Origin of the sequence: Pseudomonas sp. Ost2 (assembly GCF_018326065.1) — a bacterium.
GTDB classification, from domain to species: domain Bacteria; phylum Pseudomonadota; class Gammaproteobacteria; order Pseudomonadales; family Pseudomonadaceae; genus Aquipseudomonas; species Aquipseudomonas gingeri.
The window spans coordinates 2,050,711-2,077,451 of the sequence record NZ_AP021904.1 but is presented as its reverse complement, the minus strand read 5'-3'; the positions used below and the strand labels follow the sequence as shown (position 1 = coordinate 2,077,451).

At 64.4% G+C, this 26,741-nt stretch carries 21 protein-coding genes; 14 read left to right on the top strand and 7 right to left on the bottom strand.

Going from position 1 to position 26,741, the window contains the following annotated elements:
• The first annotated feature begins 7 nt into the window (after positions 1–7).
• The 4 genes from KI243_RS09290 to KI243_RS09275 all read left to right on the top strand — a co-directional run bounded on the left by KI243_RS09290 (position 8) and on the right by KI243_RS09275 (position 3,241).
• Positions 8–964, top strand: coding sequence for a LysR family transcriptional regulator (locus tag KI243_RS09290; protein ID WP_017125864.1), 957 nt, complete (start codon positions 8–10; stop codon positions 962–964).
• A gap of 73 nt (positions 965–1,037) precedes the next feature.
• Positions 1,038–1,490, top strand: a complete 453-nt coding sequence (locus KI243_RS09285) for a MarR family transcriptional regulator (RefSeq protein WP_017125863.1) — start codon at positions 1,038–1,040, stop codon at positions 1,488–1,490.
• 285 nt (positions 1,491–1,775) lie between these two features.
• Positions 1,776–2,195 (top strand): organic hydroperoxide resistance protein, encoded by a 420-nt coding sequence (locus KI243_RS09280; protein ID WP_017125862.1) that lies wholly within the window; start codon positions 1,776–1,778, stop codon positions 2,193–2,195.
• A gap of 26 nt (positions 2,196–2,221) precedes the next feature.
• Positions 2,222–3,241 (top strand): alpha/beta hydrolase, encoded by a 1,020-nt coding sequence (locus tag KI243_RS09275; protein WP_017125861.1) that lies wholly within the window; start codon positions 2,222–2,224, stop codon positions 3,239–3,241.
• Positions 3,242–3,455: 214 nt separating this feature from the next.
• Here KI243_RS09275 and KI243_RS09270 read toward each other — a convergent pair whose 3' ends face one another.
• Both KI243_RS09270 and earP read right to left on the bottom strand, forming a co-directional pair.
• Positions 3,456–4,025, bottom strand: coding sequence for an elongation factor P (locus tag KI243_RS09270; protein WP_017125860.1), 570 nt, complete (start codon positions 4,023–4,025; stop codon positions 3,456–3,458).
• A gap of 48 nt (positions 4,026–4,073) precedes the next feature.
• Entirely contained in the window at positions 4,074–5,207 is a 1,134-nt protein-coding gene (gene earP, locus KI243_RS09265) for an elongation factor P maturation arginine rhamnosyltransferase EarP (protein ID WP_017125859.1), read from the bottom strand.
• Positions 5,208–5,332: 125 nt separating this feature from the next.
• Here earP and KI243_RS09260 point away from each other — a divergent pair, with 125 nt between their 5' ends.
• Together KI243_RS09260 and KI243_RS09255 are read left to right on the top strand one after the other, a co-directional pair.
• The gene (locus KI243_RS09260) at positions 5,333–5,740 is read left to right on the top strand and encodes a hypothetical protein (protein ID WP_017125858.1); all 408 of its coding nucleotides are present in this window, start codon (positions 5,333–5,335) and stop codon (positions 5,738–5,740) included.
• Positions 5,741–5,754: 14 nt separating this feature from the next.
• Entirely contained in the window at positions 5,755–6,237 is a 483-nt protein-coding gene (locus KI243_RS09255; protein ID WP_017125857.1) for a GreA/GreB family elongation factor, read from the top strand.
• Positions 6,238–6,247: 10 nt separating this feature from the next.
• Here KI243_RS09255 and KI243_RS09250 read toward each other — a convergent pair whose 3' ends face one another.
• Positions 6,248–6,502, bottom strand: a complete 255-nt coding sequence (locus KI243_RS09250) for a hypothetical protein (RefSeq protein ID WP_017125856.1) — start codon at positions 6,500–6,502, stop codon at positions 6,248–6,250.
• A gap of 166 nt (positions 6,503–6,668) precedes the next feature.
• Between KI243_RS09250 and KI243_RS09245 the strand changes: the two genes are divergently transcribed.
• From KI243_RS09245 to KI243_RS09230, 4 genes are all read left to right on the top strand, one after another.
• Positions 6,669–6,989 carry a DUF883 family protein gene (locus KI243_RS09245; protein WP_017125855.1) on the top strand — a complete coding sequence of 107 codons (321 nt, stop codon included), beginning with the start codon at positions 6,669–6,671 and terminating at the stop codon, positions 6,987–6,989.
• Positions 6,990–7,155: 166 nt separating this feature from the next.
• Positions 7,156–12,360 carry a DUF6543 domain-containing protein gene (locus KI243_RS09240; protein ID WP_212810717.1) on the top strand — a complete coding sequence of 1,735 codons (5,205 nt, stop codon included), beginning with the start codon at positions 7,156–7,158 and terminating at the stop codon, positions 12,358–12,360.
• A 102-nt stretch (positions 12,361–12,462) separates the two neighbouring features.
• Positions 12,463–16,716: a DUF6543 domain-containing protein gene (locus KI243_RS09235; protein ID WP_212810716.1), complete on the top strand. Its 4,254-nt coding sequence runs from the start codon at positions 12,463–12,465 to the stop codon at positions 16,714–16,716.
• Positions 16,713–17,624, top strand: a complete 912-nt coding sequence (locus KI243_RS09230; protein WP_042935250.1) for a hypothetical protein — start codon at positions 16,713–16,715, stop codon at positions 17,622–17,624. Before KI243_RS09235 ends, KI243_RS09230 begins: the two co-directional genes overlap by 4 nt.
• On the opposite strand, the gene KI243_RS09225 is transcribed toward KI243_RS09230, so the two are convergent.
• Positions 17,621–18,673: an Ldh family oxidoreductase gene (locus tag KI243_RS09225; RefSeq protein ID WP_042935249.1), complete on the bottom strand. Its 1,053-nt coding sequence runs from the start codon at positions 18,671–18,673 to the stop codon at positions 17,621–17,623. The two genes, KI243_RS09230 and KI243_RS09225, sit on opposite strands and share 4 nt — an antisense overlap.
• Before the next feature lie 485 nt (positions 18,674–19,158).
• On the opposite strand from KI243_RS09225, the gene KI243_RS09220 reads away from it, so the two are divergent.
• The gene (locus KI243_RS09220) at positions 19,159–20,694 is read left to right on the top strand and encodes an NCS1 family nucleobase:cation symporter-1 (RefSeq protein WP_042935248.1); all 1,536 of its coding nucleotides are present in this window, start codon (positions 19,159–19,161) and stop codon (positions 20,692–20,694) included.
• 73 nt (positions 20,695–20,767) lie between these two features.
• Positions 20,768–21,502, top strand: coding sequence for an aspartate/glutamate racemase family protein (locus KI243_RS09215; RefSeq protein ID WP_177085035.1), 735 nt, complete (start codon positions 20,768–20,770; stop codon positions 21,500–21,502).
• Positions 21,503–21,568: 66 nt separating this feature from the next.
• On the opposite strand, the gene KI243_RS09210 is transcribed toward KI243_RS09215, so the two are convergent.
• Positions 21,569–22,495: a LysR family transcriptional regulator gene (locus tag KI243_RS09210; protein ID WP_042935265.1), complete on the bottom strand. Its 927-nt coding sequence runs from the start codon at positions 22,493–22,495 to the stop codon at positions 21,569–21,571.
• A 139-nt stretch (positions 22,496–22,634) separates the two neighbouring features.
• Here KI243_RS09210 and KI243_RS09205 point away from each other — a divergent pair, with 139 nt between their 5' ends.
• Positions 22,635–23,393: a 3-oxoacyl-ACP reductase family protein gene (locus KI243_RS09205; RefSeq protein WP_017125849.1), complete on the top strand. Its 759-nt coding sequence runs from the start codon at positions 22,635–22,637 to the stop codon at positions 23,391–23,393.
• A 98-nt stretch (positions 23,394–23,491) separates the two neighbouring features.
• On the opposite strand, the gene KI243_RS09200 is transcribed toward KI243_RS09205, so the two are convergent.
• Positions 23,492–24,382, bottom strand: a complete 891-nt coding sequence (locus KI243_RS09200) for a LysR family transcriptional regulator (RefSeq protein WP_212810715.1) — start codon at positions 24,380–24,382, stop codon at positions 23,492–23,494.
• A 105-nt stretch (positions 24,383–24,487) separates the two neighbouring features.
• On the opposite strand from KI243_RS09200, the gene KI243_RS09195 reads away from it, so the two are divergent.
• Positions 24,488–25,687, top strand: coding sequence for an MFS transporter (locus tag KI243_RS09195; protein ID WP_017125847.1), 1,200 nt, complete (start codon positions 24,488–24,490; stop codon positions 25,685–25,687).
• Positions 25,688–25,831: 144 nt separating this feature from the next.
• Here the strand turns inward: KI243_RS09195 and KI243_RS09190 are convergent, their stop codons facing one another.
• Positions 25,832–26,548, bottom strand: coding sequence for an HAD-IA family hydrolase (locus KI243_RS09190; protein ID WP_212810714.1), 717 nt, complete (start codon positions 26,546–26,548; stop codon positions 25,832–25,834).
• Between the last annotated feature and the right edge of the window lie 193 nt (positions 26,549–26,741).

Sequence of the window (26,741 nt, the reverse complement as noted above, 5' to 3'; positions counted from 1 at the left end):
AAACGCCATGAATCCCACCAGCCTTACGGATCAACTCGGCCTGTTTCTCGATGTCCTGGAAACCGGCAGCTTTTCCGCCGCATCCCGACGCCATCCGCTGACCCCATCGGCCGTGGCCCGGCGGATCGACAGCCTGGAAAGCTCGATCGGCAGCCGCCTGTTCATTCGCAGCACCCACGCGGTACGGGCCACACCCGCAGGGCTGGCCTTTGCCGAGCGGGCCCGACGGATCGTCGCCGAACTGCGCCTGGCGCGGGCCGAGGCGGTGTCCCTGAGCAATGCGCCGGAAGGCTTGATCCGTATCGACGCCCCCGCGGCCTTCGGTCGTCGCCATCTGGCCCCGGCCATCGCCGACTTCCTGGTCGACTACCCCGGACTCGACGTGCAACTGCACCTGATCGACAGCTTCGTCGATATGCAGGGCTCCAACCTGGGCAAGGTCGACCTGGTCCTGCGCGCCGGGCAAATGGCCGATACCCGGCTGGTGGCCACGCCCCTGGCAAGCATCGTGCGGATCGCCTGCGCCAGTCCGGCCTACCTGAAAAGCCGCGGCACCCCGCTGCGTCCGGACGAACTGGGCGGACACGATGGCCTCGACTGGGACGCCCTGGCCCCGCCGATGGCCTGGCGCTTCCACCAAGACGGACAGGTACAACTGCACCGTCCGTCGCGAATCCGCATGACCTCGAACAACGCCGAAGCCCTGCTCTCAGGCGCCCTCAGCGGCCTGGGCATCGCCCACCTGCCGACCTGGCTGATCAGCGAGTACCTGCTGCGCGGGGAGTTGTTGCCGCTGTTCTGTGAAAATGGCCTGCCGGCCCCCGAGACCGCCGGGGTCTACGCGCTGCGCCTGGAACAACCGGCCAACTCCCGCAGCCGCCTGTTGCTGGAGTTCCTCAAGAGTCGCTTCAGCCCCGTGCCCCCCTGGGACCTGGCACTGCAAAGCGGCCTGGGGCGCCACTAGGCAGAGAAAATTCCCTGGCGCATTAAAGATTCGCCCGCTAGATTCAACAGACGTAACGCACAAGGCTCTAGCGATGAACAGCACCACCGACCACTGTGACGACCTGCTTCTGGACAACCAGGTGTGCTTTGCCCTGCACTCCACCTCGTTGTTGATGACCAAGGTCTACAAGCCCCTGCTCCAGGCCCTGAACCTGACCTACCCGCAATACCTGGCGATGATCGTGCTGTGGGAACAGGACGGCCTGACCGTCGGTGAGATCAGCCACAAGCTGATGACCGACCCCGGCTCCCTGACCCCCCTGCTCAAGCGCCTCGAAAGCGAGGGGCTGCTGAGCCGGACCCGCAGCAAGGCCGACGAGCGGGTGGTGATCGTCGAACTGACCGACGCCGGGCGTGCCCTGCGCGACAAGGCCCGGGGTATTCCGCAATGCATCCTGGCCGCCGGTGGTGGTTCCATGGAGCGCCTGCGTGCCCTGCAGGCCGAACTGCTGACGCTGCGCGGGCACCTGCAAGACAGCCTCTGACAACGATCTTCCCCAGCCCTGCGCCTTGATCGCAGGCAAATCCGCATTGCCCGACCGCTCCTACAAAGACAACAGATCGCTCCTGGCCCCAGGGGCGATCCTGCGTGCAACCTTCCCTTCGGCTTACCGCTAACCTCCCTGAACGATCCAGCCAGAAAAGCCCGCGCGAAACTTTTTTGAAAATTTATCTTGCGCGCAAAGTATTAGCGCGATACATTTATCTCGCAGTCACTTAGCGCGCAAATATTTAGCGCAAAACAAATTTCCGAAACGACGAGGCTCGCCATGCAAACTCTCTATACCGCAGTTGCAACTTCCACCGGTGGCCGTGATGGCCGCGCGATCTCCAGCGACAACATCCTGGACGTCAAGCTCGCCACTCCCAAAGAGCTCGGCGGTGCCGGTGGTGCAGCCACCAACCCTGAGCAACTGTTCGCCGCCGGCTACTCGGCCTGCTTTATCGGCGCACTGAAATTCGTTGCCAGCCAGACCAAGCGCCAGATCCCGGCTGACGCCTCGATCACCGCCCACGTCGGCATCGGCCAGATCCCTGGTGGTTTCGGCCTGGATATCGACCTGCACATCAGCCTGCCGGGTCTGGAACAGGCCGATGCACAAAGCCTGGTCGACGCCGCCCACCAGGTCTGCCCGTACTCCAACGCCACCCGTGGCAACGTCGACGTCCGCCTGCACGTCACTGTCTAACCCATCTGCCACTTGAGGATCCGTACATGAACACTTTCAGCAAAGTCCTGACCGGTACCCTGCTCGCGTTGTCCGTCCACACGGCGTTCGCCGCCGAAAACACCGGTATCGAACACAACACCCAGGCATTTCTCGACGCCTTGAATGCCGGCACGGGCAAGCCGATGGAACAGATGACGCCAGCAGAAGCCCGCGCCGTGCTGTCCGGTGCGCAGTCAGGGGTCAAGCTGACATTGCCCAAGACCGACGTGAGCCAGAAGACCATCCAGGTCGACGGCAAGCCGCTGGAGCTGACCATCGTCCGCCCGGCCGGGGTCAAGGGCACATTGCCGGTGTTCATGTTCTTCCACGGTGGCGGCTGGGTCCTGGGGGATTTCCCCACCCACGAGCGGCTGGTGCGTGACCTGGTGGTGGGTTCGGGGGCGGCGGCGGTGTTCGTCAACTACACGCCGTCACCCGAGGCCCATTACCCGACCGCGATCAACCAGGCCTACGCCGCGACCCGTTGGGTGGCCGAGCACGGCAAGGAAATCAATGTCGACGGCAAGCGCCTGGCCGTGGCCGGCAACAGCGTCGGCGGCAACATGGCGGCCGTGGTCAGCCTGATGGCCAAGGACAAGGGCACCCCGGCACTGAAGTTCCAGCTGCTGCTGTGGCCGGTGACCGATGCCAGTTTCGAGACGGCGTCCTACAACCAGTACGCCGAGGGTCACTTCCTCAGCAAAAACATGATGAAGTGGTTCTGGGACAACTACACCACCGATGCCAAGCAGCGCGGCGAGATCTACGCCTCACCGCTGCGGGCCACCACGGCACAGCTCAAGGGCCTGCCACCGGCGTTGATCCAGACCGCCGGGGCCGACGTCCTGCGGGATGAAGGCGAGGCCTACGGCCGCAAGCTGGATGAAGCCGGCGTACCGGTGACCAGCGTGCGCTACAACGGCATGATCCATGACTTCGGCCTGCTCAACGTGGTCAGCCAGGTGCCGGAGGTTCGTTCGGCTCTCCTGCAGGCTTCGCAGGAACTGAAGGAACACCTGAAATAAGCGTCTACGGGGTGGCACGGTGAACGCTGCCCCCTCTGTAGGAGCCGGCTTGCTGGCGATGGCGGTGAATCAGGCGACGACGATGTCGATTACCACACCGCATCGCCAGCAAGCCGGCTCCCACAAGGGGTCGCGCCACGCCACAGAAACAAACAGACACAAAAAAGCCCGGGGCATGCCCGGGCTTTTTTGTTCGTGTGGCGAAAAGCAGTGCTTATTTGGCACGGCCTTTGTAGGAACCGCCTTCACGGGTATCGATCTCGATCATGTCACCGATTTCGATGAAGTCAGCTACCGACAGCTCGGTACCGTTCTTCAGCTTGGCAGGCTTCATCACCTTGCCGGAAGTGTCACCGCGAGCGGAACCTTCGGTGTAGTCGACCTGACGCACGATAGTGGTCGGCAGTTCCACGGAAACCAGGCGGTCTTCGAAGAAGACGGCTTCGCAGACGTCGGTCATGCCTTCTTCCACGAATGGCAGAACGGCCTCGATGTCTTCGGCGTTCAGCTCGTACATGGTGTAGTCGGTGGTGTCCATGAACGTGTAGGAATCGCCGCTGATGAAGGACAGGGTCGCTTCCTTACGGTCGAGGATCACATCGTCCAGCTTGTCATCGGCGCTGTAGACGGTTTCGGTCTTGTAGCCGGTCAGCAGGTTCTTCAGCTTGGTCTTCATGATCGCGCTGTTACGACCGGACTTGGTGAATTCAGCTTTCTGAACCAGCCAAGGATCGTTGTCGATACGGATCACGGTACCGGGTTTCAGTTCTTTACCAGTTTTCATTGCGAATATCCGAATTTGGATGGGATGTACATAAATCTAGGCCGCGTATCATATCCAATTTAGGTAAAGCTTCACCAGCGCCGTGGCAAGATCGGGCCGCGAAGCCTGTTCCAGACACCAGCGTTCGGCGTGTTCGGCCAGTTCCCGCTCGTTGCGCAGCACCGCCGACCAGCTTTCACCCACCCCGTTTCCACTGTTCCAGGCCCGCCACCAGCCACTGAAAGCGGCCAGGGCCGGCTCGGACAGGCCCCGGGTGTACAGCGCGAGAAACGCTTCCAGCTTGTCCAGGTGGATATCGTCCTCCTGTCGGTAGATATGCCAGAGCAACGGCCGGCCGGCCCATTGCGCGCGAATGAACGAGTCTTCGCCGCGTACGGCGTTGAAATCGCAGCTCCAGAGCAGGCGGTCATAGGCTTGCTGGGGGACGAACGGCAACACCTGCACCGTCAGGGCCCGACGTGTCTCGATGGCGCCGGCCCGCAACTCACCGCTGCCCAGCCAGCGCTGGACATCCGCCAGTACCCGGCCTTCGGGCACCAATAGCCGGGTCGGGCGGCTATCGGCCGCCAGGGCTTCGAGCCAACTGGCCACGCCCTCGTTCTCGTAGGCGAACAACGAGATCAACCGCTCGCCATCCGTCGGATCGACGTCCAGGCCACGCAGGAAATCCCGGCGTGCCGCAGGATCCGCCTGAAAGGCCCGACGCTGCTCCAGCAATCCCGCCTCACGGAGCAGGCCGCCGGTGCCCGCCTCAAACCCCGGGAAAAAGAAGAACTTCTGTACCTGCTTGTACTTGACCGAGGGCAGGCCATGGCAGCCGACAATCCAGTCCTCGGCGCTCAGGTAATCCAGGTTGAGCCACAGCGGCGTGGTCTCGCGCCGGGCCATCGCGTCCATGTAGTCGTGGGGCAACTGGCAGGCAAAGGCACCGATCACCACATCCGCCGCCGCCACCGGCTGCCAGTCGCCCGACCAGCGGCGCACCTCGACGCCCTCGCGGACCTGCTGTTCCTGTTCGATGTCGAGTTCCGGGCACAAGCGCTCGAAGGCCCGCAGATCGTCGACCCACAGGCGCACGGCCAGGCCATGCTCGGCCACCAGTTGCCGGGCCAGGCGCCAGGTCACGCCGATATCGCCATAGTTGTCGACGACGGTGCAGAAAATATCCCAGTTGGCCGGCATGCACGGGCTCCGTTTGGCAAAGGCGTCGATTGTCCGCATAAATCCTCCTGCGCAGAAGAGCCGACGTCGATTAATCTTCATGCGACAATCGCATCCTGCGAAGAACCGCCCGCCAGGAGGCCGCCATGCCTTATCGCCCACCACCGCGTCGCCGCTTGTATGTCACCCTCAATCCACTGCAGTTGACCGCCAGCATCGCGCTGGGCATCTGGCTCGGTTTCGTCGCGCTGGCCCTCACCGCCTGGCTGGTCGCCCGGCTGTTCATTGCCCAGCCGCTGGCCCCCGTCGCCGAGGCCGTCCGGCAGATCAGCCAGCCCGCCGCGCCGACCGCGCCACAAGCTCCCGGCGATTCGACGCAGATGTTCGAGCAGTACAAAGAGAATCTGCGCAAGAACGAAGAGCAGCAGCGCCTGGACCAGGCCCGCAACAGCTATCGCAACCTGTCCAATCCGAAATGCCAGTTCTGGTTGCAGCAGGACCAGACCGCGCCCAGCGACAAGAGCCGGGCCAACGTGCTGCAGTTCTGCAATTGAACCGGTTGCACGGCATGGACAAGCACGCGGTGCACCAGCGCATCATCGACACCCTGGCGGTCGATCTCGATGTCCTGCAACGGGCGGCACAAACCGCCTACGAAGCCGCGACCGACGAAGAGAACATCGCAGAGAACAAGTACGACACCCTGGGCCTGGAAGCCTCGTACCTGGCCACCGGGCAGGCCCGGCGTGTCGAGGAAATCCGTCAGGCCCTCAAGCAGTGCCGGGAACTGCCGCTGCGTCCCTACGACGATCAGGCGGGCATCCAGCTGGGCGCCCTGCTGACCCTCGAAGCCGAGAACGGCAACGAGCAGCAACTGTTCCTGGCCCCGGATGCCGCCGGCCTGAAGATCGAATGGGAGGGGCGGACGATCACCGTGATCAGCCCGCGCTCACCGCTGGGCCAGGCCCTGCTGGGCAAGTTCGACGGTGACGAGGTGCAGATCAGCGTCGGCGCCGTGCGCCAGCGCTACACCGTGACCGCCGTCAGCTGACACCGACGCCCTACTTGGCTGCCGCCATCAGGCGGTTGACCTCGCTGCGCACCATGCTGGTGTATTCCGGTGGCGACAGGGTGTCGAGTTCCGCACGTACCCATTCCGCCCACTTGCCCTTGCGCTTGGCGCGCTCGCCGAACAGGCGTGCCGCCTCGCCCTTGGCCTTGCCCAGGTTGCTCTGCCAGAGGTCGAACAGACGGGACTTCTCATCCTCGATGGCGGCACGCTCGGCCAGGGACTTGTTAGCCAGATTGAAGCTCATTGGAAAATCCTGCGGTACAAATAGAGCCGTATCTTACACTGTCGCTACACACATCCGATCGAGGATTTTGGCTGGCCGATGTGCCCGGACGGAAAATTTTGCAACTTTCCCAGGTCCCCCCGACTCCCATTATTCAGAGCATCATTCACTTGAAAGGAATATCGCCATGGCCCGTAAATCCGCCGTACAAGCTGCCGAAGACCAGATCAAGGACCAGGCCTTCAGCGAGTTGCAAGCGCTGATCCAGGAATCGGAAAAACTCTTGAAGGACAGCGCCGCGCTGGTGGGCGAGGAAGGCGAAAGCCTGCGCGCGCAGATCAGCCAGAAGCTCAAGCAGGCCCTGGACTCGGTCACCCATGTGCGCGAAAACACCAAGCCCGTGGTCGAAGCGACCGAAACCTACATCGGCGGCCATCCGTGGCAGACCGTGGCGATTTCCGCCGGCTTCGGCCTGGTGGTCGGCCTGCTGCTGGGCCGACGCGACTGATCGCACAGCGTTCCCCCGGTCCCTTGTCAGCGCGACAAGGGACACGCCTGCCACAGAACTATCTACCACCCCGCGCCCCCGCCACCCGGTAGCGTTTTTGCCATTTCCCGCGAAGCCTGGCCTGCCAGCGCCCAGCGGTTCGTCAGTACGAACGAAGGCAAAAGCCATGACTACCGATTCCTTTCCCTATGAGTTCGCCGAAGCCCTGGAACTGCGCGACACGCCCAATGACCGGGAGCGGGCGCTGAACATTTCCAGCACCGACCGCGACTGGTTGCGCAACGTCTTCCTGCCCAACCAGCAAGCCCGCCAGGCCCTCGACGATCCGATGACCGTGGAAAAATTCACGGTCGAGGCCACCGGCATCGTGCCCGTGGACCTGGCGGGGGTGTTCCTGATGAACCCGGGAACGGACGATTGCTCGTACCTCTACAGCCCGGGCTTGGGCCTGGAACATTTCGATACGCGCAGCGAGGCCACCCAGAGCCTGCTCAGCCGTTTGAACAGCGAGACGCAGCGCGACGAACTGCTGCGCTTCGTGGCGCTGGAGACCAGGAGCCGGATCCGCTTCGACGGCAACGTCCGGGTCAAGGCCGAGCCCATCGAAGGCGCGGTGTTCCTCGACCGGCGTCGCTCCGTCGACCAGCAGCAACGGCAGAATCTCCAGACCTTGAACGAGCAACTGCTCAAGCTGCCGACCCTGGCGGCGCTGCTCAACAAGATGCTCAACGACGAACTGGGCCGACGGTTTGCCGGGGTCAACCTGGCGAGCGTCAACATGACCTGTTACCGCAGCGACACGCCAGACCAGGGTAATGCCCCGCAACGGCGCCCCGTCGGCGTGCACTCCCTGGCCGACGCGCTGCTGGCGCATTACCTCGCGCAAGCCTGGCCCGCCGACCAGACCCGCGAATTCAGCGCACCCGGCTACAACGCCGTACCCGCTGACACCGCGCAGTGGGAACGCGCCATCACGGACATCTCCGGCAGCCTGAAACTGCGCCTGCACAGCGAACTGGAAAGCTACTGGAACACCGTGCTGGACAGCGGTCACTCCCGCCGCCAGTTGTTCAGCGACGTCATGGGCACCTGTTGGCGCACCGAACTGCTCAAGCAACTGCAATGGGAAAACATCAGCCCCAGGACCCACCACTGGCTAGCAGCCCTCTACCCCTACACGCCAGCGCGGCTGCGCCACACCCGCATCAAGAGCCTGGGCTACAACACCAGCAAGCCCTCCCAGACCGCGCTCGCCAATGCCTTCGTGGTGAGCGACGAATCCGTCAATCCCGGCGCGTTGTTTGTCTATGCCTACGGCAGGCTCACGCGGCTCAACGACCAGGACGCCCTGGACAGCAGCCTTCTGCGGGAGTTGCACGATACCGGCGGCACCGACGAACTGACGGAAACCCTGTCCCTGAGCGAGCTCGACGACCTGCGGCAATTTCCCGCGCTGGCCACGCAACAAGCCGCCGTCGATCAGCCGGTGTTCGAAAACCGGCTGGACGCCATTATCGCCAAGCAACGGGACAACATCGACTACGTACTGGCCCGCTACCACAGGAGTAACGGACAACTGGCTCTCGGCGCAGCCCTGGATGCGGCCCTGGACATCCGCACGATGATCAGCCGGAAACTGCAGTCGCTCGATACCCGCGAGCGCTGGAGCACCCGCCTGGACCGGTCATCGGACAAGCCCGAGCCGCCACCCGCCAAACCCACCGATGCCCAGGCCACGACACAGGACACCGCCCAGGCACACGGGCACACCCTCGAGACCCTGAAAAAACGCCTCGGCGGCGAATTGGCCAAACGTCCCGATCTCCTGACTTTCGCGCAAAACGCCTTGCACGAGGCACTGATCGACACCCGCCGGGGCAACCTGGTACCGGCCACGCTCTACATCAACCAGTACCCAAGCGCCTCCGCCGAACAACAGGGGCTTGCCCTGAGTACGTCGATCAGCCTGGCCGAACATCTGCTGGAGCGCTCGGTCGGCCTCGCCCCGCCCCTGGCCGACCGCGTCGATACGGGCCTGTTCAGCCGTGATCCCGACGGGCGATGGTCAAGGATCGACAACCTCGATATTCCCACCGCCAACCCTCTCGTCGACGCCGCCCTGCAGGACTTCCTGCCGCGCTTGTTGCGCCGCCAGCGCACGTTCTATTCCCAGAACACCCCGTTGTTGCGTGAAGCCCTGAGCAGCGCACTGCGCTACGAAGCTCGCCAGCGAGTCCTGGCCGGCACGCTGGACGACAGCGCCCGGGAACTGCTCGAAGTACTCCTCGACAGCCCGGACAGTCCGCGGCGCAAGGGCCTGCGGGGGTTTATCCCGGATGCCTTCGAACTCACCCTGAAAACCGCCGGGCCGTCGCTGCCGCGCAAGCTGTTCAACTGTTTCCTGATCACCGAGCGAGGCGGGCTGGACCCGGTCAACTCCGGGCGCGCGCTGCTCTGGACCCCGGCCGGCGGGCTCGAAGCATTCGCCTCGTTGCCCAGGGCCGAAGTCGAACTCAACCGGCGCCTGCACACCCCGGTCCAAAGCCTGTCGCTGCTGGAAAACCTGGTCGCCGCCCCGCCCCCAGCACCGCTCTGGGCGAACAATCAGCACAATGGCATGAGCATCGGCTTCGCACGCATCCGCAACGACTTCCTGACCGACCTTACCGACTCCGTGGCCGACAAGGCCCTGGGCGACCTCGCCGAAGCGGCCTCCTCGCCACTGCCGGCCGCCATCCTGCAAGGCCACTTTCAGTCCTGCCTGCTCCGACACGCCTCACTGGCGTACCTGGAAAAAGCCCTCGACGCGACACGCCATACCCGCCTGCACAGCGCGCTGCCCGCCTGGCTGGCGAGTGCCCCCGCCAGCCAGCAACTGGCCCTGGCCGAGCTGCTGGACCGACACCGGCAACAGGTCGACGCCCCCCTCGACTACCATCACGACATCCCCGATATCCGCCACTTTGCCCGGACCAAGATCGCCAGCCTGCTGAGCCGCGACTACCCCGCAGCGCGCCTGGACCCGGATGACCTGTACCTGTCGCTGCCCGACCTGGACGCGCCGGGCAGCTACACGCTGACGGACTACGCCCTGCGTCATTTCGACGAGATCGACGAGATCGACGGGGCGACGGCGACACTGACCTCGGCCAACCCACTGCCGGCCGGCCTGACGGTCGCGCACCTCAATGCGCTGGTCAGGGAGGCGGGCATCGGCACCCATTACGCGGCACTGCTGGACTCCCACCTGTCCCACGGCGAGAAGGGCGTACCCGAGCGCCGCGAGCTGTTCAGCCTGCACCTGGTCTGGCAGGGCCTCGAACACGCCCTGCGCCAGTACCTGCAACACTCACTGTCCGCCGAGGCCCACGGTTTTATCCGGCACCTGCTGGGCATGCCCGACGGCGTTGCCCGTCTCCCGCTTGCCGGCAACGACATCGTCGTGTATCCGCTGGCGCTGCTGCGCCAGGCCTGGACGAGCGCGGACCGGGCCCTGGGCCTGTACCTGATCGGACGTTCCGATAACCGCGGCCCCCTGGTGCTCTTCAGCCCGTATGGCGAACAACCGGCCTTTCGCGAGTATGGCAACGAAACGCAGCTCATGAGCGAGCTCGGCCGTCCCGGACCGCTGCGCCAGCTGGTGCTCGGCAGGCTTGCCAGCGGCGTGCGCCAGTTCTACGGCGAACAGGTCTTCAGTCGCCAGACCGTCAGTGCCGTCTGGAACGCCTTCAAGGGCAATTTCCTCCACCGGCTGTACCACGACATGACCGCCCTGCTGAAAGATCAACTGGGACTGCAAGACTCCCGAGGCCATCAGTCGGCCTGGAGCACGGTAGTCCACCTGCTCGGCAATCAACTGCACCAGGACGCCCGCTTCATGCTCGGCCGCTTGCGCATGCCCTGGTTGATCTGGCAAACCCTGCCACGGTTCAAGGAGGCCGCGGACAAGGCCTGGCAAGGTCACTGGACAGTGGCCCTGGAGGAGTTCACCCGTGCCCTGGCGCAACTGGCCCTGGCCCGCGAGGCGCCGACAGCCAGCGCCTTGGTCGAATTGCCGAAGCCCGCGCAGGAACCCGTCCCGGCAGCCGCCCCGGTCGAGTCCCCCTTCCCACGATGGCCGGGTTGGGCAGACATACCGTTGACCCGGGAACAGCAGGACCGTGTGCTCGGCTATGAAGCCCGGGATATCGCCCTGAACGACCTGGAGCATGACACCGTCCCGGGCATCCATACCGACCCGGGCACCCGGCGCCAGTACGCCGCCGTCGGCGGACGGGTGTTCCAGGTACGGAACGAGGACCGGCGCTGGCGCATCGTCAGCGATCAGGAACCCGGCCCCTGGCTCAGAAAGGACCAGCAGGGCCAGTGGGAACTGGACCTCAAGGGGCGCTTGCTCGGTGGCGGAGATGGCGGTCGCCTGGTGGACCGTATCAATACCCGGCAGACCGTGGGCCGTGAAATCAAGGTACTGGCCACGGGCATGAAAGCGATCAGGCTTCTTTACCCGGACAAGGCCCGGCAGATCAGGCAGGCCCATGCCTTGGCCGTCACCTACCTGAGAAACGCCAGGCAACGCCTGCAATCACTGGCCGCCAGCACGCGGCTCGACAGCCAGCGCCAGATTTATCTCCAGGAGTTCTTTGGCCTCAAAACCATCAGTCGGGGTCTGAACCAGAGAATCGGCAGGATGCTCGACAAGCTGCTCATGGAACTGCTGTCCCCTGCCCGCTCTCCCGACCTCTCGGAGCTCTATGTCCTCGGCGCCGCCCGGACACCGGAGCGGATGTGCGCGGCCTTCGTGGTGACCTGCGACCATACCCGCAAGATCTACCTGAACGAGCTGTTCTTCGAACCCGGCCTGGAGGTCTATGAGCCCATCCGGCCGAGGACCTTCAACAGCGTCCTGCACAACATGGCCACCATCCTGCTCCACGAGTTCAGCCATATCGTCTTCAATACCGTGGACATCGCCTACCTCGATGCCTTCCGACCCTTCTACGACCTGATCGACACCACCACCATCGACGGGCGTGAACGACAGGACACATTGCGGGAGCTGCAGGAAACGGCCCTCTCTTCGCGGACTCCCAGCCAACAGCTGTTCAGGGTCGAAGACGAGATCACCGGCACCTGGCACGATATCGAGGATGAACCGTACAAGCGGGTCCTGGCACTGACACGCAGCCCCGACCTGCACCACGCCCGGCGAAAATTCCAGGAAGACGACGCCAGGCGCATCGATGTCATCCTCGCCAACGCGGACTCCGTGGCGTTGTTCATCAGCTACCTGGGGCGTCCCACGGAGTTCTACCCGATCTTCAGCGGGACACCCCGCCAGGAGCAGGGCTCCACGCAAGCCAGCAGTATCTAACGCCGTCCGCCGACTCGCCGCCTGTAGCGTCGATACCCTTCAAGAGCGATGCCCGGCCCCTGCGGGCATCGCCCGTCGTCAACACGAACGAAGGCACCGCACATGTCCGGCAATCCCCCCGTCTATTACCTGTCCCAGGCCCTGGAGCTGCATGAAACCTCCAGTGAACTGGAAACCTCCCTGCACATCCAGACCAGCGAGCGCGACTGGCTCAGAGACCTCTTCCTGCCCAGCCACGACGCCCGCCAGGCACTCGATATCCCCATGTCCGTCGATAAACTGTTCCTCGTCGCGCAGGGCTCTCCTCCCGCCGACCTGGCCGGCACCTTCCTGGTCAGCGGCCCATCCGGCCACTCGGTATTCCTCTGCACCCCGGCGTTCGGCCTGGAGCGCTTCGCCACCCGCCAACTGGCTTCCAGCAAGCTGCTCGAACGCTTGAAGGTGAGCGGGCAACGCGACGAACTGCTGCGCTTCGTTCCCCTCGGCATCAGGACAGCGATCCGTCATGCAGCTTCACCTTCCCTGGTGGCCGAACCTATTCGCGGGGTGGTCCTGAGCGAACGACGGCAATCCATCGAAAACTACCTCGACTACACCCGGACGGTCCTGAACAACGAATTGCTCAAGTTGCCCACTCTGAAAACCCTGCTCAACCAACTGCTCGAAAACAGGCTGGGCAAGCGCTTCGGCCAGGTCAGCCTGGGCGCCCTGCGGGTGATCAGCCATGTCGCGCCGCCCGCGGACAACCAGGCTGCGCCACTGCCGTCGCGGCCCCTGTCGACCCGCTCGCTGAGCGAAGCCCTGCTGGAACATTACCGCCGCGGCAGTTGGCCCGAAGGCCAGACCCGGGAGTTCGTGGCCCCCGGCTACTCCGCCTCGGCAGCGGATACCCTCGACTGGGAAAATGCGCTGGCAAACATTGCCAATCACCTCGACAGTCACCTGAAAGACCCGGTGAAAGCCTTCTGGGAAGGCACCTGCGACGACGGAGTGCCACGCCGGGAACTGTTCATCGATGCCCTGGGCACCCGTTTCCGGGCCGAACTGCTTCAGCAGGAACAGGACTGGAACACCCTCGCCCCGGAAAACTTCTACTGGTTGAGCGGGCTCTACCCACGGGATGCCGCGAGGCTCAACCTGATCACCCACTACACCCTGGGCATCGAGACCGACCAGCGCTCGTCGGTGCTGGGCAACACCTTTGTCGTGCGCAACGACCGGGAATCCCCTCCCGGCTTTTTCCTCTATGGCGCGGGTCGCCTGCAGCCCTTCGAGAACGAAGCGTCACTGCGTGCCTGGGTCAAGGTACAGGTCCAGGACCCGGGCCGGAACGCCGGTCTGCATGATGGCCTGGCCTTGCGCGAGGCCGCCGATCTGCAGGGCTCGACCATCGCCCGTATCAACCTGACAGCCACGGTCTCGTCAGCCTTCGAGACGCTGTTCCAGACCATCATCGCCAAGCAACTGGACAACCTGGAATATATCCTCGCCCGCTATCGCGCCAGCGACGGCGCCCTGGCACTGGCGACGGCCTTCGAGAGTGCGCTGGACATCCGCGCGTTGCTCGACCCGCGCCTGACGACCCTCGCCTCCCAGGGGCGCTGGAGCCATCGACTGGACCTGGTCCCCAGCGAAAATGCCCAGGCAGCGCTCTCGCCACACGCCCTGACGCCTACCCTGGAGACCGTCAGGTACCAGTTGAAAACCCTGGGCGAGCTCAAGTCCACCCTCACCGCGGGCCTGAAGAAACGGCCGACACTGCGCGCCTTCGCGTCCAGCGAGCTGTCCAGGGAACTGCTGCTTGCCCACCGGGTCACGCCGTCACCCGACACCCTGTACATCAATCACTATGCGTCCTCGCTCCCCATGCTGGGGGATACGGAGCTGCAGCCCGAACGTTCGCAGAACCTCATCGAGCATTTCCTCGAGCGCCTGACCCGACAGGCCGGGGCGCTTCCCCCGGCGACGAACACGGGACTGTTCAGCACGGACGCCGAGGGCAACTGGTCGCGTATCGCCAGCCTGGATATCACGTCGCTCAACACCGTCATCGACAGGACACTGGTGGATTTTTCCGCGCGTTACCTGCGCCGGCAACGCGCCGTGTATGGCGAACTCTCCGAGCCCCTGAGGGAGGCCGTGACCTGCGGACTGCGTCGCGAGGCGCAATTCAAGGAACTGCGCGGCGACTTGGGCAGAAGCGACCTGGAACTGCTCGACCATCTCCTCGACAGCCAGCAACGCAGCTCCCGCGGCGGCTTGCGCGGCTTCATTCCGGATGCCTTTGCGCTGACCCTCAGGGCCGATGCCAGCGCCGTGCCGATCCCGTTGCACAACTGCTTCCTGCTGACCGAGCGCGGCGGCCTCAGCACCGAGCACTCCGGGGCCGCGCTGCTCTGGACACCGGCCCAGGGCGCGGAAGCCTTTCATTCGGTCCATGATGCCGACGTCGAACTGCAGCGGCGCCTGCATGACCCCGTGGAGCGCCTGTCCCTGCTGGAGAACATCGCCAGGGGCGAACGGCCGCCGAAACTGGCCGTCGCGCCAAACCGCAACCCCCATCGCCGCGCTTACCCGGCCCTGGGCTTCGCGCTGATCGAGGACGCCTTGCGCGGCGATCGACAACACTCGCTGATCGACAAGGTGCTGGCGGACCTGACTCATGCGCTGACCGCCCCGTACTCGGGGGAAAACCTGCATCGGCACCTGCAGGCCTGTCTCGATGCCCACCTGACCATCGCCCCTCTCGAGAAAGCCCTGCAGGCCGCGGAAAGTACCGCGCTGCACCTGGCCCTGCCGCCCTGGCTGGCTGGCACCACGGAGCACCGCCAGTTCGCCCTGGCCAGCCTGCTCGACCGCTACCGCCAGCAGGCCGCCACGACCGGGGACTACCACCAGGACATCCCCGATATCCGCGACAACGCCAGGACCCGGATCATCAGCCTGCTCTCGCGGGACTTTCCGGCAACCCGCCTCGACCCCGACAAGATCAGGATCTCCCTGAAACGGCAGGATGTCACCACCTCCGAGTCGCTGACCGACTTCGCCTTGCGCCACTTCGACGATATCGACCAGAGCCTGCTCATCGTTCGTTCGCTGGACGGTCCCTTCCCGCAAGACCTGACCGCCAACCATCTGAGGACGCTGGTAAAGGAAGCGGCCATTGGCAGTCACTTCGCCAATCTGCTCGACGCCTTCCTCAGCGGGGGTCGGGAGGCGCTGACCCGACGTCGCCCGGCCTTTGCCCGGCACTGCTACTGGCAGGGGCTGATGCACGCCTTCACCCAGGTGATCGACAACAGCCTGTCCGCCGTCGCTCATGGTTTCATCAAACACCTGCTGGCGATGCCGGACGGCCTCGCCAGGGAGCCACTGAACGGGCGCAGGATCGACCTTCGTCCGCTGGAACTGATCAGCACCACCCATGCGATTCCCGAGCCCGTCGCGGGTTTCTACATGATCGGCCCGCCCCCCGACGAGCCCGGCCCGCACATCCTGTTCAGCCCCCAGGGCACATTGCCGGTGTTCAAGGAGTATGCCGACAAGACCACCTTTATCGACGACCTCAAGACCTCGGGCGAGCTGCAACAACGAGTCCTCGAAAGGCTGGCCCACGACAAGCGCGACCACTATGCGCAGCACGTGTTCGCGGCACAGCGGGCGATCATGCAGATCAGTGACAACCCCGTGCGGGGCAATCTCTTCCACCGGCTCTACCAGGATACGAGCGCGCTGCTCAAGGACATGCTCGGCCAGCAGAACGTACAGGGTCAGGGCACGGTCTGGAGCAACGTCCTGTCCTGGCTCAAGGGTGGTCTTTACCAGGGGCAGAGCCAATTGCTGGGGCGCTTGCGCCTGCCGGTGCTGATCTGGCAGACGCTGACACACCTCAAGGATGCCGCGGACAAGGGCTGGCAGGGTCGCTGGAGCGAGGCGATCGAAGAATTCGTCGTCAGCCTGGCCCAACTGGCCGTGGCGCGCAGAGGGGCGCGCGGGCTGGAAGTGGCAAGCCTGACACCCACTAACGGCGCGGCGGTCGTCGAATCGCCCTTCCCCACGCCGCCCTGGGCAGACAGCCAACTGACGCCTGGACAAAAGTCTGCGATCCTCGACCACGAAGCCCGCGAAGTGGCCTTGCAGGACATGACCCTCGACCCGGCCACGGAGCTCTACCGCGACACGACGAGCCAGCGCGTATTCGTCGCGGTCGGCGGCAGGGTCTTCGAGGTACAGGGGGATCTTCGGCGCTGGCGCATCGTCAAGGACCAGGCCCTGGGTCCCTGGCTGAAACAGGGCGCGAACAAACGCTGGTCGTTCGATTTGGAAGGCCACTGCATCGAAGGATCGCGGCCATGAAACTGCTCGACTCTTGCCTCAATCGCCGCACCATCAGCCAGGAAATCCGTGTCCAGGCCATCGGCATTCCCTGTATCCGCAGGCTCTTTCCCAACCGCGCCCGGCTGATTCAGCGCGGCCATGAACAGGCGCTGGCCTATGTGACCGAAGCCCTCCTGAACCTGGACAAGCTCTTTTCCAGCGCCCGCCTCGATCGCCGACGCCGGCTCTTTGTCGAACAGTTCTTCGACATGCCCTCGGTGAGCGCCTTCACCCTGGGCAAGATCAGGGTCCTGGCACACCGGCTGCTGGGAGAACTGCTCGATCCCTCGCTCAACCCCGAAACCTCGTCGCGTTATGTGGTCGGCACGGCCATCCATCCCGAACACAGCGTCCAGGCCTTCACCCTGCTCAACGAGCCCATCCGGAAAATCTACCTGACCGAGCGCTTCTTCGATCCCGGCTTCGATGCCTACCTGCCCCTGCGCCCCAGGACCTTCGACCTGCTGGGGCACAGCATGGCGACCGTCCTGCTGCATGAAATCAGCCACCTGGCCTTCGACACGCTCGACCTGGTCTACGTGGATGCCAATCGTCCCTTCCTCGACCTGCTGGAGACCGTCACGGCCGAGGGAAAACAGCGCTACAGCGCACTGGAACAGATTCAGAAACACGCCCTGTCGAGCAGCACACCCGCCGCACAACTGTTCCGGGAACTCGACGACTACGACCTGCGCTGGTACGACCTGGTCGGAGCGCCGTTACAGCGGGTGCTGCAACTGACCGGCACGCGGGATCTGGACGAAGCCCGCCGGGTGTTCTTTTCCGATGCGGACAAGCGGGTCGACGTGATGCTGAGCAACGCCGACTCCCTGGCCCTGTTGCTCGCTCACCTGGGGCGGCCGCCCGAGTTTCATCCCTTGCACTAGGCGCCGTGTGGCAACTGGGCCGGTTGTGCGGCCAGCGCGCGCAGTTGTTGCAGGTCGCTCTGCGCCAGGGCGATCCCCTCGCGCAGCGATTCGCCGCGCTGGCGGTGCCGCCGGTCGCCCGGCAGGCGTTGCAGGCCGACACCCTGCATCTGGCCGACCAGGGTCCGGGCGCGCTCGGCGAAATCCTGCCCCGCCGACTTGGCCGGGTCGATGACAATGATCAACTGTCCGGTCCATGGCGTCTTGGCACCAGGGTGTTGCGACCAGTCGAACTCGAAGGAGAAATTGCCCCCGGTAAGGGCGGCCGCGAGCAACTCGACCATCATCGACAACGCCGAGCCCTTGTGTCCGCCGAACGGCAGCAACGCGCCGCCATCGAGGATGGCCTTGGGATCGCGGGTCGGCTGGCCGTCACGGTCGACGCCGATGCCGTCCGGCAACTGCTCGCCCTTGCGCGCCGCGATCTGCACGTCGCCATGGGCCATGGCACTGGTCGCCAGGTCGAAGACGATCGGATCGCTGCCGGCGCGGGGCGCGGCGAAAGCAATCGGATTGGTGCCGAACAGCGGTCGCTCGGCGCCATGGGGGACCACGCACGTCATCGAGTTGACCACGCTCAAAGCCACCAGCCCGTCATAGGCGAACGGCTCGACATCCGGCCAGAGCGCCGCGAAATGGTGGGAATTGCGGATCGCCAGGACCGCGATCCCGGCACTGCGAGCCTTCTCCACCAGCAACTCGCGGGCAGCGGCCAATGCCGGCTGGGCAAAGCCATTGGCCGCATCGACGCGCACGAATCCCGAAGCCACATCCTCGACCACCGGGACCGCCTGGCCATCGACCCAGCCGCTGGCCAGCGTCGAAACATACCCCGGTATGCGGAAGATACCGTGGCTGTGGGCGCCATCGCGCTCGGCACTGGCGCAGTTCTCGGCCAGGACCCGCGCCACTTGTGCAGAAGTGCCATGACCCTGGAAGACCTGCTGCAGAAGCGCAACCAGATCATCGTAGGCAATGTGTTGAGTAGCCGTATCGCGAGGTGCAGACATCCGAAACTCCGATTCCGATTGGTTTTATTGGAAGAACGAGAGAAAGGCAGGGCCTGGGCAGCCGCAGGCACTATCGGGCGGCCATCGGGGAACTGTCAAATCCTGCGGAAAAGCATCGGAAATAATGTACACATCACTGTAACCATAAGTGTCACATCAATGTGCACACTTACCATCCCCGCACCAAAAAGTGACAGCCCGGCGCCCGGCCTTGTCGAGACAGGTTTTCTACAGTCGCAGCCCGTCGAATTGATAGCTGTTCAAACGGTCAAGTTATATCTCTTTAATTTCATGCGGTTAGTTTTAATCGATAAGAAAACGAAATTATCGACGAATTTTATAGATCGGAAACTGGCATAGAACTGGCTTAGCTCAACAAGCAGTTTGTATACAATTCAACTAAAACCTACATACATACGGATCACCGAGCGTTGTCCCGCCTGTTCGCCGGCGAGGTCGGCGTCCGGGGCCAGGAGCTAGCCGGAATGTCTACCAGTCTCTCCCCCCATGCCGCACTGGATCTGCCCGCCTCATCGCCCCACTCGCCCGGCCCGGATACCCCAGCGGGAGCCGTGGTCCTCAGCCCGCGCCTGCACAACCCGGACCTGGCGCCGACGCGGATCGCGGGCCGGCGCTGGGGCGGCTACAGCCTCTTCGCCCTGTGGACCAACGATGTACACAATATCGCCAACTATTCCTTTGCCATCGGCCTCTACGCGCTGGGCCTGGGCGGCTGGCAGATCCTCTTGTCCCTGGGGATCGGCGCGGCACTGGTGTACTTCTTCATGAACCTCTCCGGCTATATGGGACAGAAGACCGGCGTGCCCTTTCCGGTGATCAGCCGTATCAGCTTCGGCATCCATGGCGCACAACTTCCCGCCTTGATCCGGGCGGTGATCGCCATTGCCTGGTTCGGCATCCAGACCTATCTCGCCTCGGTGGTCTTCCGGGTGCTGCTGACGGCCATCCACCCCGGTTTCGCCGACTATGATCACAACTCGATTCTCGGCCTGTCGACCCTCGGCTGGGCCTGCTTCGTGATCATCTGGTTCGTGCAGTTGCTGATCCTCGCCTATGGCATGGAGATGGTCCGCCGCTACGAGGGCTTCGCCGGGCCGGTGATCCTGTGCACCGTCGCCGCCCTGGCCGGGTGGATGTACACCCAGGCCGGCGCCACCATCGCCTGGTCGATCCGCGAGCCGCTGAGCGGTGCCGAGATGTGGCGCAATATCTTTGCCGGCGGCGCCTTGTGGCTGTCGATCTACGGCACGCTGATCCTCAATTTCTGTGACTTCGCACGCTCGTCGCCGAGCCGCCGGACCATCCTGATCGGCAACTTCTGGGGGCTGCCGGTGAACATCCTGGTGTTTGCCAGCATCACCGTGCTGCTCTGCGGCGCGCAGTTCCAGATCAACGGCCATGTGATCCAGAGCCCGACCGAAATCATCGCCTCGATCCCCAATACCTTCTTCCTGGTACTGGGCTGCCTGGCCTTCCTGATCGTCACCGTGGCGGTGAACATCATGGCCAACTTCGTCGCCCCGGCCTTTGTCCTCAGCAACCTCGCTCCGCGACTGCTGACCTTCCGCCGAGCCGGGCTGATCAGCGCCGCGATTGCCGTGCTGATCCTGCCGTGGAACCTCTATAACAGCCCGCTGGTGATCGTCTACTTCCTGTCCGGACTGGGAGCCCTGCTGGGGCCGCTGTACGGCGTGATCATGGTCGACTACTGGCTGCTGCGCAAAGGCCGGGTCAATGTGCCGGAACTCTACAGCGAAGATCCCAACGGCACTTATTACTACAGCCACGGGGTCAACCTGCGGGCGGTGGCCGCGTTCATTCCGGCGGCGCTGATCGCCATTGTCCTGGCCCTGGTGCCGGGGTTCGCCGCCGTCTCGCCGTTTTCCTGGATGTTCGGTGCCGGAATCGCCGGCCTGCTCTACCTGATCATCGCCAAACGCCAGGCGCATTACGCCGATGTCAGCGGCGAAGCCATCGCGGTCGACAACCTCAGTCATTGAACCTCTGTCATTGACAAACCACGGCCGGCCCGCTGCGGGCCGTGCCCACTGCCGAAGAAAAAAGGATTGCTGCATGCGGATTCTGATTGTCAACGTCAACACCACCGCCTCGATCACCGAAGCCATCGCCCGCCAGGCCCAGGCCGTCGCTGCGCCAGGCACCGAGATCGTCGGCCTGACCCCCTACTTCGGCGCCGACTCGGTGGAAGGCAATTTCGAAAGCTACCTGGCGGCCATTGCCGTGATGGACCGGGTGCTGTCCTACGACCAGCCCTATGACGCGGTGATCCAGGCCGGTTATGGCGAACACGGGCGCGAGGGCTTGCAGGAACTGCTCGATGTACCCGTGGTGGACATCACCGAAGCCGGTGCCAGCACCGCGATGTTTCTCGGCCATGCCTATTCGGTGGTCACCACCCTGGACCGCACCGTACCGCTGATCGAGGACCGGCTGAAGCTGGCCGGGCTCTATCAGCGGTGCGCCTCGGTGCGGGCCAGCGGCCTCGCGGTGCTGGAGCTGGAGCAGGATCCGCAACGGGCCGTGGACGCCATCGTGCGCCAGGCCGAACGGGCGGTGCAGGACGACAAGGCAGAAGTGATCTGCCTGGGTTGCGGCGGCATGGCCGGCCTCGATGAACAGATTCGCCAACGTACCGGCGTGCCGGTGGTGGATGGCGTGACGGCGGCGGTGACCATCGCCGAATCCCTGGTGCGCCTGGGCTTGTCGACGTCCAAGGTGCGCACCTATGCCACGCCACGGCCCAAGACCTTTACCGGTTGGCCGTTGCCTTTGCGGGAGCGTCGCTAGCCGGCGGTTGAATGGTCGCCTTCGGCGGTTCGCGAGCCAGCTCGGCTCCTGCAAGGGCAGCGTGGGTCACTGCCGGGCGTCGAAATGGGTCGCCCATTGCCGCTCGGTGAACTGTTCGATGATGAAGTCGACAAAGGCGCGGGTCTTGCCCGGCAGCAGTTTGTGCTCGGCGTAGTAGATCGAGATATTGCCGTCGTCGACATACCAGTCGGGCAGCACCCGCTGCAAGGTGCCGACCCGCAGCCAGGCCAGGGCGAACGGCATGCTCACCAGGGCGATGCCCAGGCTCTGGGCAGCCACCGCACAGGCCGCTTCCGAGTCGCTCATGGTCATGCACGCCGTCAGGTTCAACGGCTGGTGTTCCCCATCTCGACCGGTCAGTTGCCAGGTGCGCACGCGACCGGTCTGGGGCGAGCGGATGAGAATGCCGGTGCAACGGCGCAGGTCGTCGGGCGTGACGATCGGAGCCTGTTGCGCCAGGTATTCGGCGGACGCCACCAGGACCCGGTGGGCCACCGTCAGCTTGCGTGCCACCACGCCCTGGGGCAGTTCGAAGCCACCGCCGATCGCGGCATCGAAGCCCTGGCCGATCAGGTCCACCTGACGGTTGTCGAAATTCCAGTCCGGACGGATATCCGGGAAGCGCCGCATGAACTCCCCCAGCAAGGGCACGATGTACAGGCGCCCGAACACCGTGCCCATGCTGACCTTGAGCGTCCCCGCCGGCCGCCCCTTGGCGCTGGCGAGGTTGGCCACGGCATTCTGGATGGTGTGCAGGCTGGCACCGACTTCGCCGAGAAACAGCTGCCCGGCCTCGGTCAGGGTCAGGCTGCGGGTACTGCGCTGGAACAGCCGCACGCCCAGGCGCGCCTCGAGCTTGGCGACACTCTTGCCGACCGCCGCGGGGGTCAGGCTCAGGCGCCGCGCCGCCTCGGCAAAGCTGCCGACTTCGGCGCTGCGGACAAAACATTCGATACTGCTGAAAGTTTCCATGATCGCCATTCACAACTTCTGGTTTACACAGACTATAACAATTACCGTCTACACAGGCAGTAATCCACAGTCGATACTCGCTTCCAACAACAAGGCCACTACCCTTTCCCTCTCACGGCCTTGAACTTTGGAGAACGACATGACCGACAACACCTTCAACAGCAACCTCAACGGCAAAGTGGCCCTGATCCAGGGTGGCTCCCGCGGCATCGGCGCCGCCATCGTCAAGCGCCTGGCAGCCCAGGGCGCGGCGGTGGCCTTCACCTACGTGAGCTCGGCGGCCAAGGCCGAGGAACTGCAGGACAGCATCATCGCCGACGGCGGCAAGGCCCTGGCGATCAAGGCCGACAGCGCCGACGCCGTGGCGATCCGCAACGCCGTGAACGCCACCGTAGAAGCCTTTGGCCGCGTCGATATCCTGGTCAACAACGCCGGTGTGCTGGCCATGGGACCCCTGGAAGATTTCAGCCTGGAAGATTTCGACCGGACCCTGGCGATCAACGTGCGCAGCGTGTTTGTCGCGACCCAGGAAGCCGCGCGGCATATGGGCGACGGCGGGCGGATCATCAATATCGGCAGCACCAACGCCGAACGCATGCCGTTCGCCGGTGGCGCCACCTACGCCATGAGCAAGTCGGCGCTGGTGGGACTGACCAAGGGCCTGGCCCGTGACCTCGGCCCGCGCGGCATCACCGTCAACAACGTGCAACCGGGTCCGGTGGACACCGACATGAACCCGGCCGACAGCGAGTTCGCCGACAGCCTGATCAGCCTGATGGCCGGCGGTCGTTATGGCCGCGTGGAAGAAATCGCCAGCTTTGTCGCCTACCTGGCGGGGCCGGAAGCCGGCTACATCACCGGGGCCAGCCTGACCATCGATGGCGGCTTCAGCGCCTGATTCGGATGATCCGCCAGCGGGTCTGACGTCTTCGCCGTGGTCCGGCGAGCCCGCGCTCATAATTGATCGTTCCCATGCTCTGCGTGGGAACGATCAAGTCACGCCAGCACCTCCCGTTTCGCCAGCGCCTGCTCCAACAACACCAGGAACGCCGCGGCCGCCGGCGTCGGTCGATGGGACCAGACCACATACAGATGCCGCGACGGCGCGTCACACACCGGTACCGTCACCACCCCGCTGAAACCTTCGGCAATCTTGCTGGGCACCAGCCCCAGCGCCAGGCCACGCCGCACGAACTCCCCCACCAGCATCACGTTGCCCGCCTCGAACTGCACCCGATGGCGCAATCCCGCCGCGGCGAAGGCTTCATCGGTCTGCCGACGCCCGGCGGTCCCGGCCTGGAAATCCACCAGCGTCTGATCCTCCAGCTGTGCCAACGGCAAACGCTCCCACTTCGTCAGCGGATGACCGGGCGGCAGCACGGCGACCAGTTCCTCCTCGGCCAGCAAACGCATCGCCAAGCCCTCGATCCGCTCTCCCGGCCAGAGCCCGACAAAGGCCAGGTCCAGGCGCCGCTCGCGCACATCAGCCATCAGCAGTTCGCTCTTGCTCATGTTCAGGTGGATATCCACCTGTGGATAAAGGCCATGGAAACGCGCCAGCAACTCCACCAGGTCGACTTCGGTCAACGAGGAAATCTTGCCGATGGACAGACTGCCGCGCACCTCCCCGGAAACCGCCGCGACTTCAGCGACGATCCGCCGTGTCGCTTCCAGTGCCGGCCGGGCACTGCGCACAAATGCCTCGCCAGCGGCGGTCAGCCGGACCTTGCGCGAGCTGCGCTCGAACAGCGGCGTGCCCAGGTATTCCTCCAGGCGCGCGATCTGGTGACTGAGCGCCGACTGGACGATATGGCAGCGCTCCGCCGCCCGGGTAAAGCTGCCCTCGTCCGCCACCGCCAGGGCGTACTCGATCTGTTTCAGGTTCACCGCGTGTATCTCGTTTCAAGATGGATGAGATGAAAACAATGCATTGGCGTCATGTTAAGACATTCCCAATACTTCGCACATCGATACCCCACAACGAGACAGGCAATGTCCGACGCCCACGCCAACACCCGACCTTTAAGCACTGCCCTGATCCTGCTGATGGCCACCGCCACCGGCCTTGCGGTGGCCAGCAACTACTACGCCCAGCCGCTGCTGCACACCATCGCCCAGCACCTGGGCCTGAGCATGGCCACCGCCGGGACCATCGTCATCACCGCCCAGTTGAGCTACGGCGCCGGGCTGTTGCTGCTGGTGCCCCTGGGGGACCTGTTCGAGCAGCGCCGGCTGATCGTGGTCATGACCCTGCTCAGCGCCCTCGGCCTGCTGATCAGCGCCTTCGCCCCCGGCTTGCCCTGGCTGCTGCTGGGCACCGCGCTGACCGGACTGTTCTCGGTGGTGGCCCAGGTCCTGGTGCCGATGGCAGCCAGCCTGACACCGCCGGAACAACGCGGGCGAGTGGTCGGAACCCTGATGAGCGGGCTGCTGCTGGGTATCCTGCTGGCGCGCACGGCGGCCGGGGCGCTGTCGTCGTTCGGCGACTGGCGGGCGATCTACCTGCTGGCGGCCGGCCTGATGTTCATCTGCGCCTTCGCCCTGTTTCGCGCCTTGCCGCAGCACCGGCAGAATGCCGGGCTGAGTTATCCGGCGCTGCTCGGTTCGGTCTTCCGCCTGTTCGTCGAAGAACCGGTGCTGCGCCTGCGGGCCGTGCTCGGCCTGCTGACCTTCTGCCTGTTCGCGCTGTTCTGGACACCGCTGGCATTCCTCCTGGCCAACCCGCCGTACCACTACTCCGATGCGGTGATCGGCCTGTTCGGCCTGGCCGGTGCCGTCGGCGCGATGGCCGCGAACCTCGCCGGGCGCATGGCGGATCGGGGCAAGGGCGAGTTCGCCACCACCATCGGGCTGCTGGCGTTGCTGCTGTCCTGGTTGCCGCTGGGTTTTGCCGGGCATTCGCTGGTGGCGCTGTTGATCGGCGTGCTGCTGCTCGACTTCGCCGTGCAACTGGTGCACGTGAGCAATCAGAACGCGGTGTTCAAGGTCCGGCCAACCGCGCGCAACCGCCTCAATGCAGGCTATATCACCTGCTATTTCATCGGCGGTGCACTGGGTTCACTGCTGGGTGCGCAGTTGTTCGGCCCGTTTGGCTGGAGTGGCATAGTCGTCGCCGGCGGGCTGATTTCCGCGCTGGCGCTGGGCGTCTGGGCCACCGTGCAGCGGCGCCTGGGGATAACAGTGTCGGCCTGATCGGGCGTACCTGGGCCGACTTCTTCGCGGGCAAGCCCGCTCCCACAAGTTCCGAGTCAGGCATAAACCTTCGTTTCAACTCGAACACTGTGGGAGCGGGCTTGCCCGCGAAGAGGCCCGCAAAGACAGCACGGCAACCCGCGTCTAGCGCAGTTCCCAGTCGATCGCCGGCAAGCCCATCGGCTCCAGGGCAAAGTGCTTGAGCGAGGTCACGATGCGGTCGGCATGATGGTATTTCTCCGCTGCCATCGCCGGGTCGGGCACCGCCACCGCGTACATGCCGGCGGCCTTTGCCGCGGTCACGCCGAACGGCGAATCCTCGAACACCAGGCAATCCTCGGGCGCAACGCCCAGGCGGCTGGCCGCCAGCAGGAAAATGTCCGGCGCCGGCTTGGCCTGGCCCACCTGCGGATCGTCGGCGGTGACAATGGTATCGAACAACGCGAACCACTCGCGGTGCAGGGTGGTCTTGAGCTCGAACGATCCCCGCGACGAGCTGGTGCCAACAGCAATCGGGATATTGTGGGCCGACAGGTGCCGCACCAGTGCCTCGGCGCCGGACATGGAACCGGCCTTGGGAAACCGCTCGCGCATCAGCGGCTCGCGCACCGCCAGGAACTCTTCTGCGCTGATCGGCAGTTCCATGGCCTCCACCACATACTGCGCCAGGTCGCCGGCGCCGCGCCCGATGATGTTCTGCTTGTGACTCCAGTCGAAGGTCCGGCCGTAACGCCCGACGATCATCTGCGTCACTTCGGAATAGATGCCCTCGGTGTCGAGCAGCAAGCCATCCATATCGAAAATCACAGCCTTTATCGGGCCCGGGGAAGAGGCGTTCCAGGAAGAGTCTGCAGCAGTCATCGCATCCGATCCGTATACAAGGAGGTTGAGGTCAGGGCGGCTCAGGTGCGGCCAGCGAAGTGCTAGCCTCGCAGAGCCGCGCGATTCTTTCCATCGTTGAATGAACTCGCTAGCATGACCGCAGCTTTTTTCCAGGTCGAAGCGCAGCCTGCAAGACAGGGCGCCGGACCATCGCATCGCACAGAGACTCCAG

What these genes read in the sequence shown, in the direction of transcription:
- KI243_RS09230 (WP_042935250.1), top strand. Translation starts at nt 16,713, where the DNA reads ATGAAACTGCTCGACTCTTGCCTCAATCGCCGCACCATCAGCCAGGAA.
- KI243_RS09255 (WP_017125857.1), top strand. Translation starts at nt 5,755, where the DNA reads ATGGACAAGCACGCGGTGCACCAGCGCATCATCGACACCCTGGCGGTC.
- KI243_RS09280 (WP_017125862.1), top strand. Translation starts at nt 1,776, where the DNA reads ATGCAAACTCTCTATACCGCAGTTGCAACTTCCACCGGTGGCCGTGAT.
- KI243_RS09210 (WP_042935265.1), bottom strand. Translation starts at nt 22,495, where the DNA reads ATGGAAACTTTCAGCAGTATCGAATGTTTTGTCCGCAGCGCCGAAGTC.
- KI243_RS09245 (WP_017125855.1), top strand. Translation starts at nt 6,669, where the DNA reads ATGGCCCGTAAATCCGCCGTACAAGCTGCCGAAGACCAGATCAAGGAC.
- KI243_RS09220 (WP_042935248.1), top strand. Translation starts at nt 19,159, where the DNA reads ATGTCTACCAGTCTCTCCCCCCATGCCGCACTGGATCTGCCCGCCTCA.
- KI243_RS09205 (WP_017125849.1), top strand. Translation starts at nt 22,635, where the DNA reads ATGACCGACAACACCTTCAACAGCAACCTCAACGGCAAAGTGGCCCTG.
- KI243_RS09235 (WP_212810716.1), top strand. Translation starts at nt 12,463, where the DNA reads ATGTCCGGCAATCCCCCCGTCTATTACCTGTCCCAGGCCCTGGAGCTG.
- KI243_RS09275 (WP_017125861.1), top strand. Translation starts at nt 2,222, where the DNA reads ATGAACACTTTCAGCAAAGTCCTGACCGGTACCCTGCTCGCGTTGTCC.
- KI243_RS09260 (WP_017125858.1), top strand. Translation starts at nt 5,333, where the DNA reads ATGCCTTATCGCCCACCACCGCGTCGCCGCTTGTATGTCACCCTCAAT.
- KI243_RS09290 (WP_017125864.1), top strand. Translation starts at nt 8, where the DNA reads ATGAATCCCACCAGCCTTACGGATCAACTCGGCCTGTTTCTCGATGTC.
- KI243_RS09250 (WP_017125856.1), bottom strand. Translation starts at nt 6,502, where the DNA reads ATGAGCTTCAATCTGGCTAACAAGTCCCTGGCCGAGCGTGCCGCCATC.
- KI243_RS09195 (WP_017125847.1), top strand. Translation starts at nt 24,488, where the DNA reads ATGTCCGACGCCCACGCCAACACCCGACCTTTAAGCACTGCCCTGATC.
- earP (WP_017125859.1), bottom strand. Translation starts at nt 5,207, where the DNA reads ATGCCGGCCAACTGGGATATTTTCTGCACCGTCGTCGACAACTATGGC.
- KI243_RS09285 (WP_017125863.1), top strand. Translation starts at nt 1,038, where the DNA reads ATGAACAGCACCACCGACCACTGTGACGACCTGCTTCTGGACAACCAG.
- KI243_RS09240 (WP_212810717.1), top strand. Translation starts at nt 7,156, where the DNA reads ATGACTACCGATTCCTTTCCCTATGAGTTCGCCGAAGCCCTGGAACTG.
- KI243_RS09225 (WP_042935249.1), bottom strand. Translation starts at nt 18,673, where the DNA reads ATGTCTGCACCTCGCGATACGGCTACTCAACACATTGCCTACGATGAT.
- KI243_RS09190 (WP_212810714.1), bottom strand. Translation starts at nt 26,548, where the DNA reads ATGACTGCTGCAGACTCTTCCTGGAACGCCTCTTCCCCGGGCCCGATA.
- KI243_RS09270 (WP_017125860.1), bottom strand. Translation starts at nt 4,025, where the DNA reads ATGAAAACTGGTAAAGAACTGAAACCCGGTACCGTGATCCGTATCGAC.
- KI243_RS09215 (WP_177085035.1), top strand. Translation starts at nt 20,768, where the DNA reads ATGCGGATTCTGATTGTCAACGTCAACACCACCGCCTCGATCACCGAA.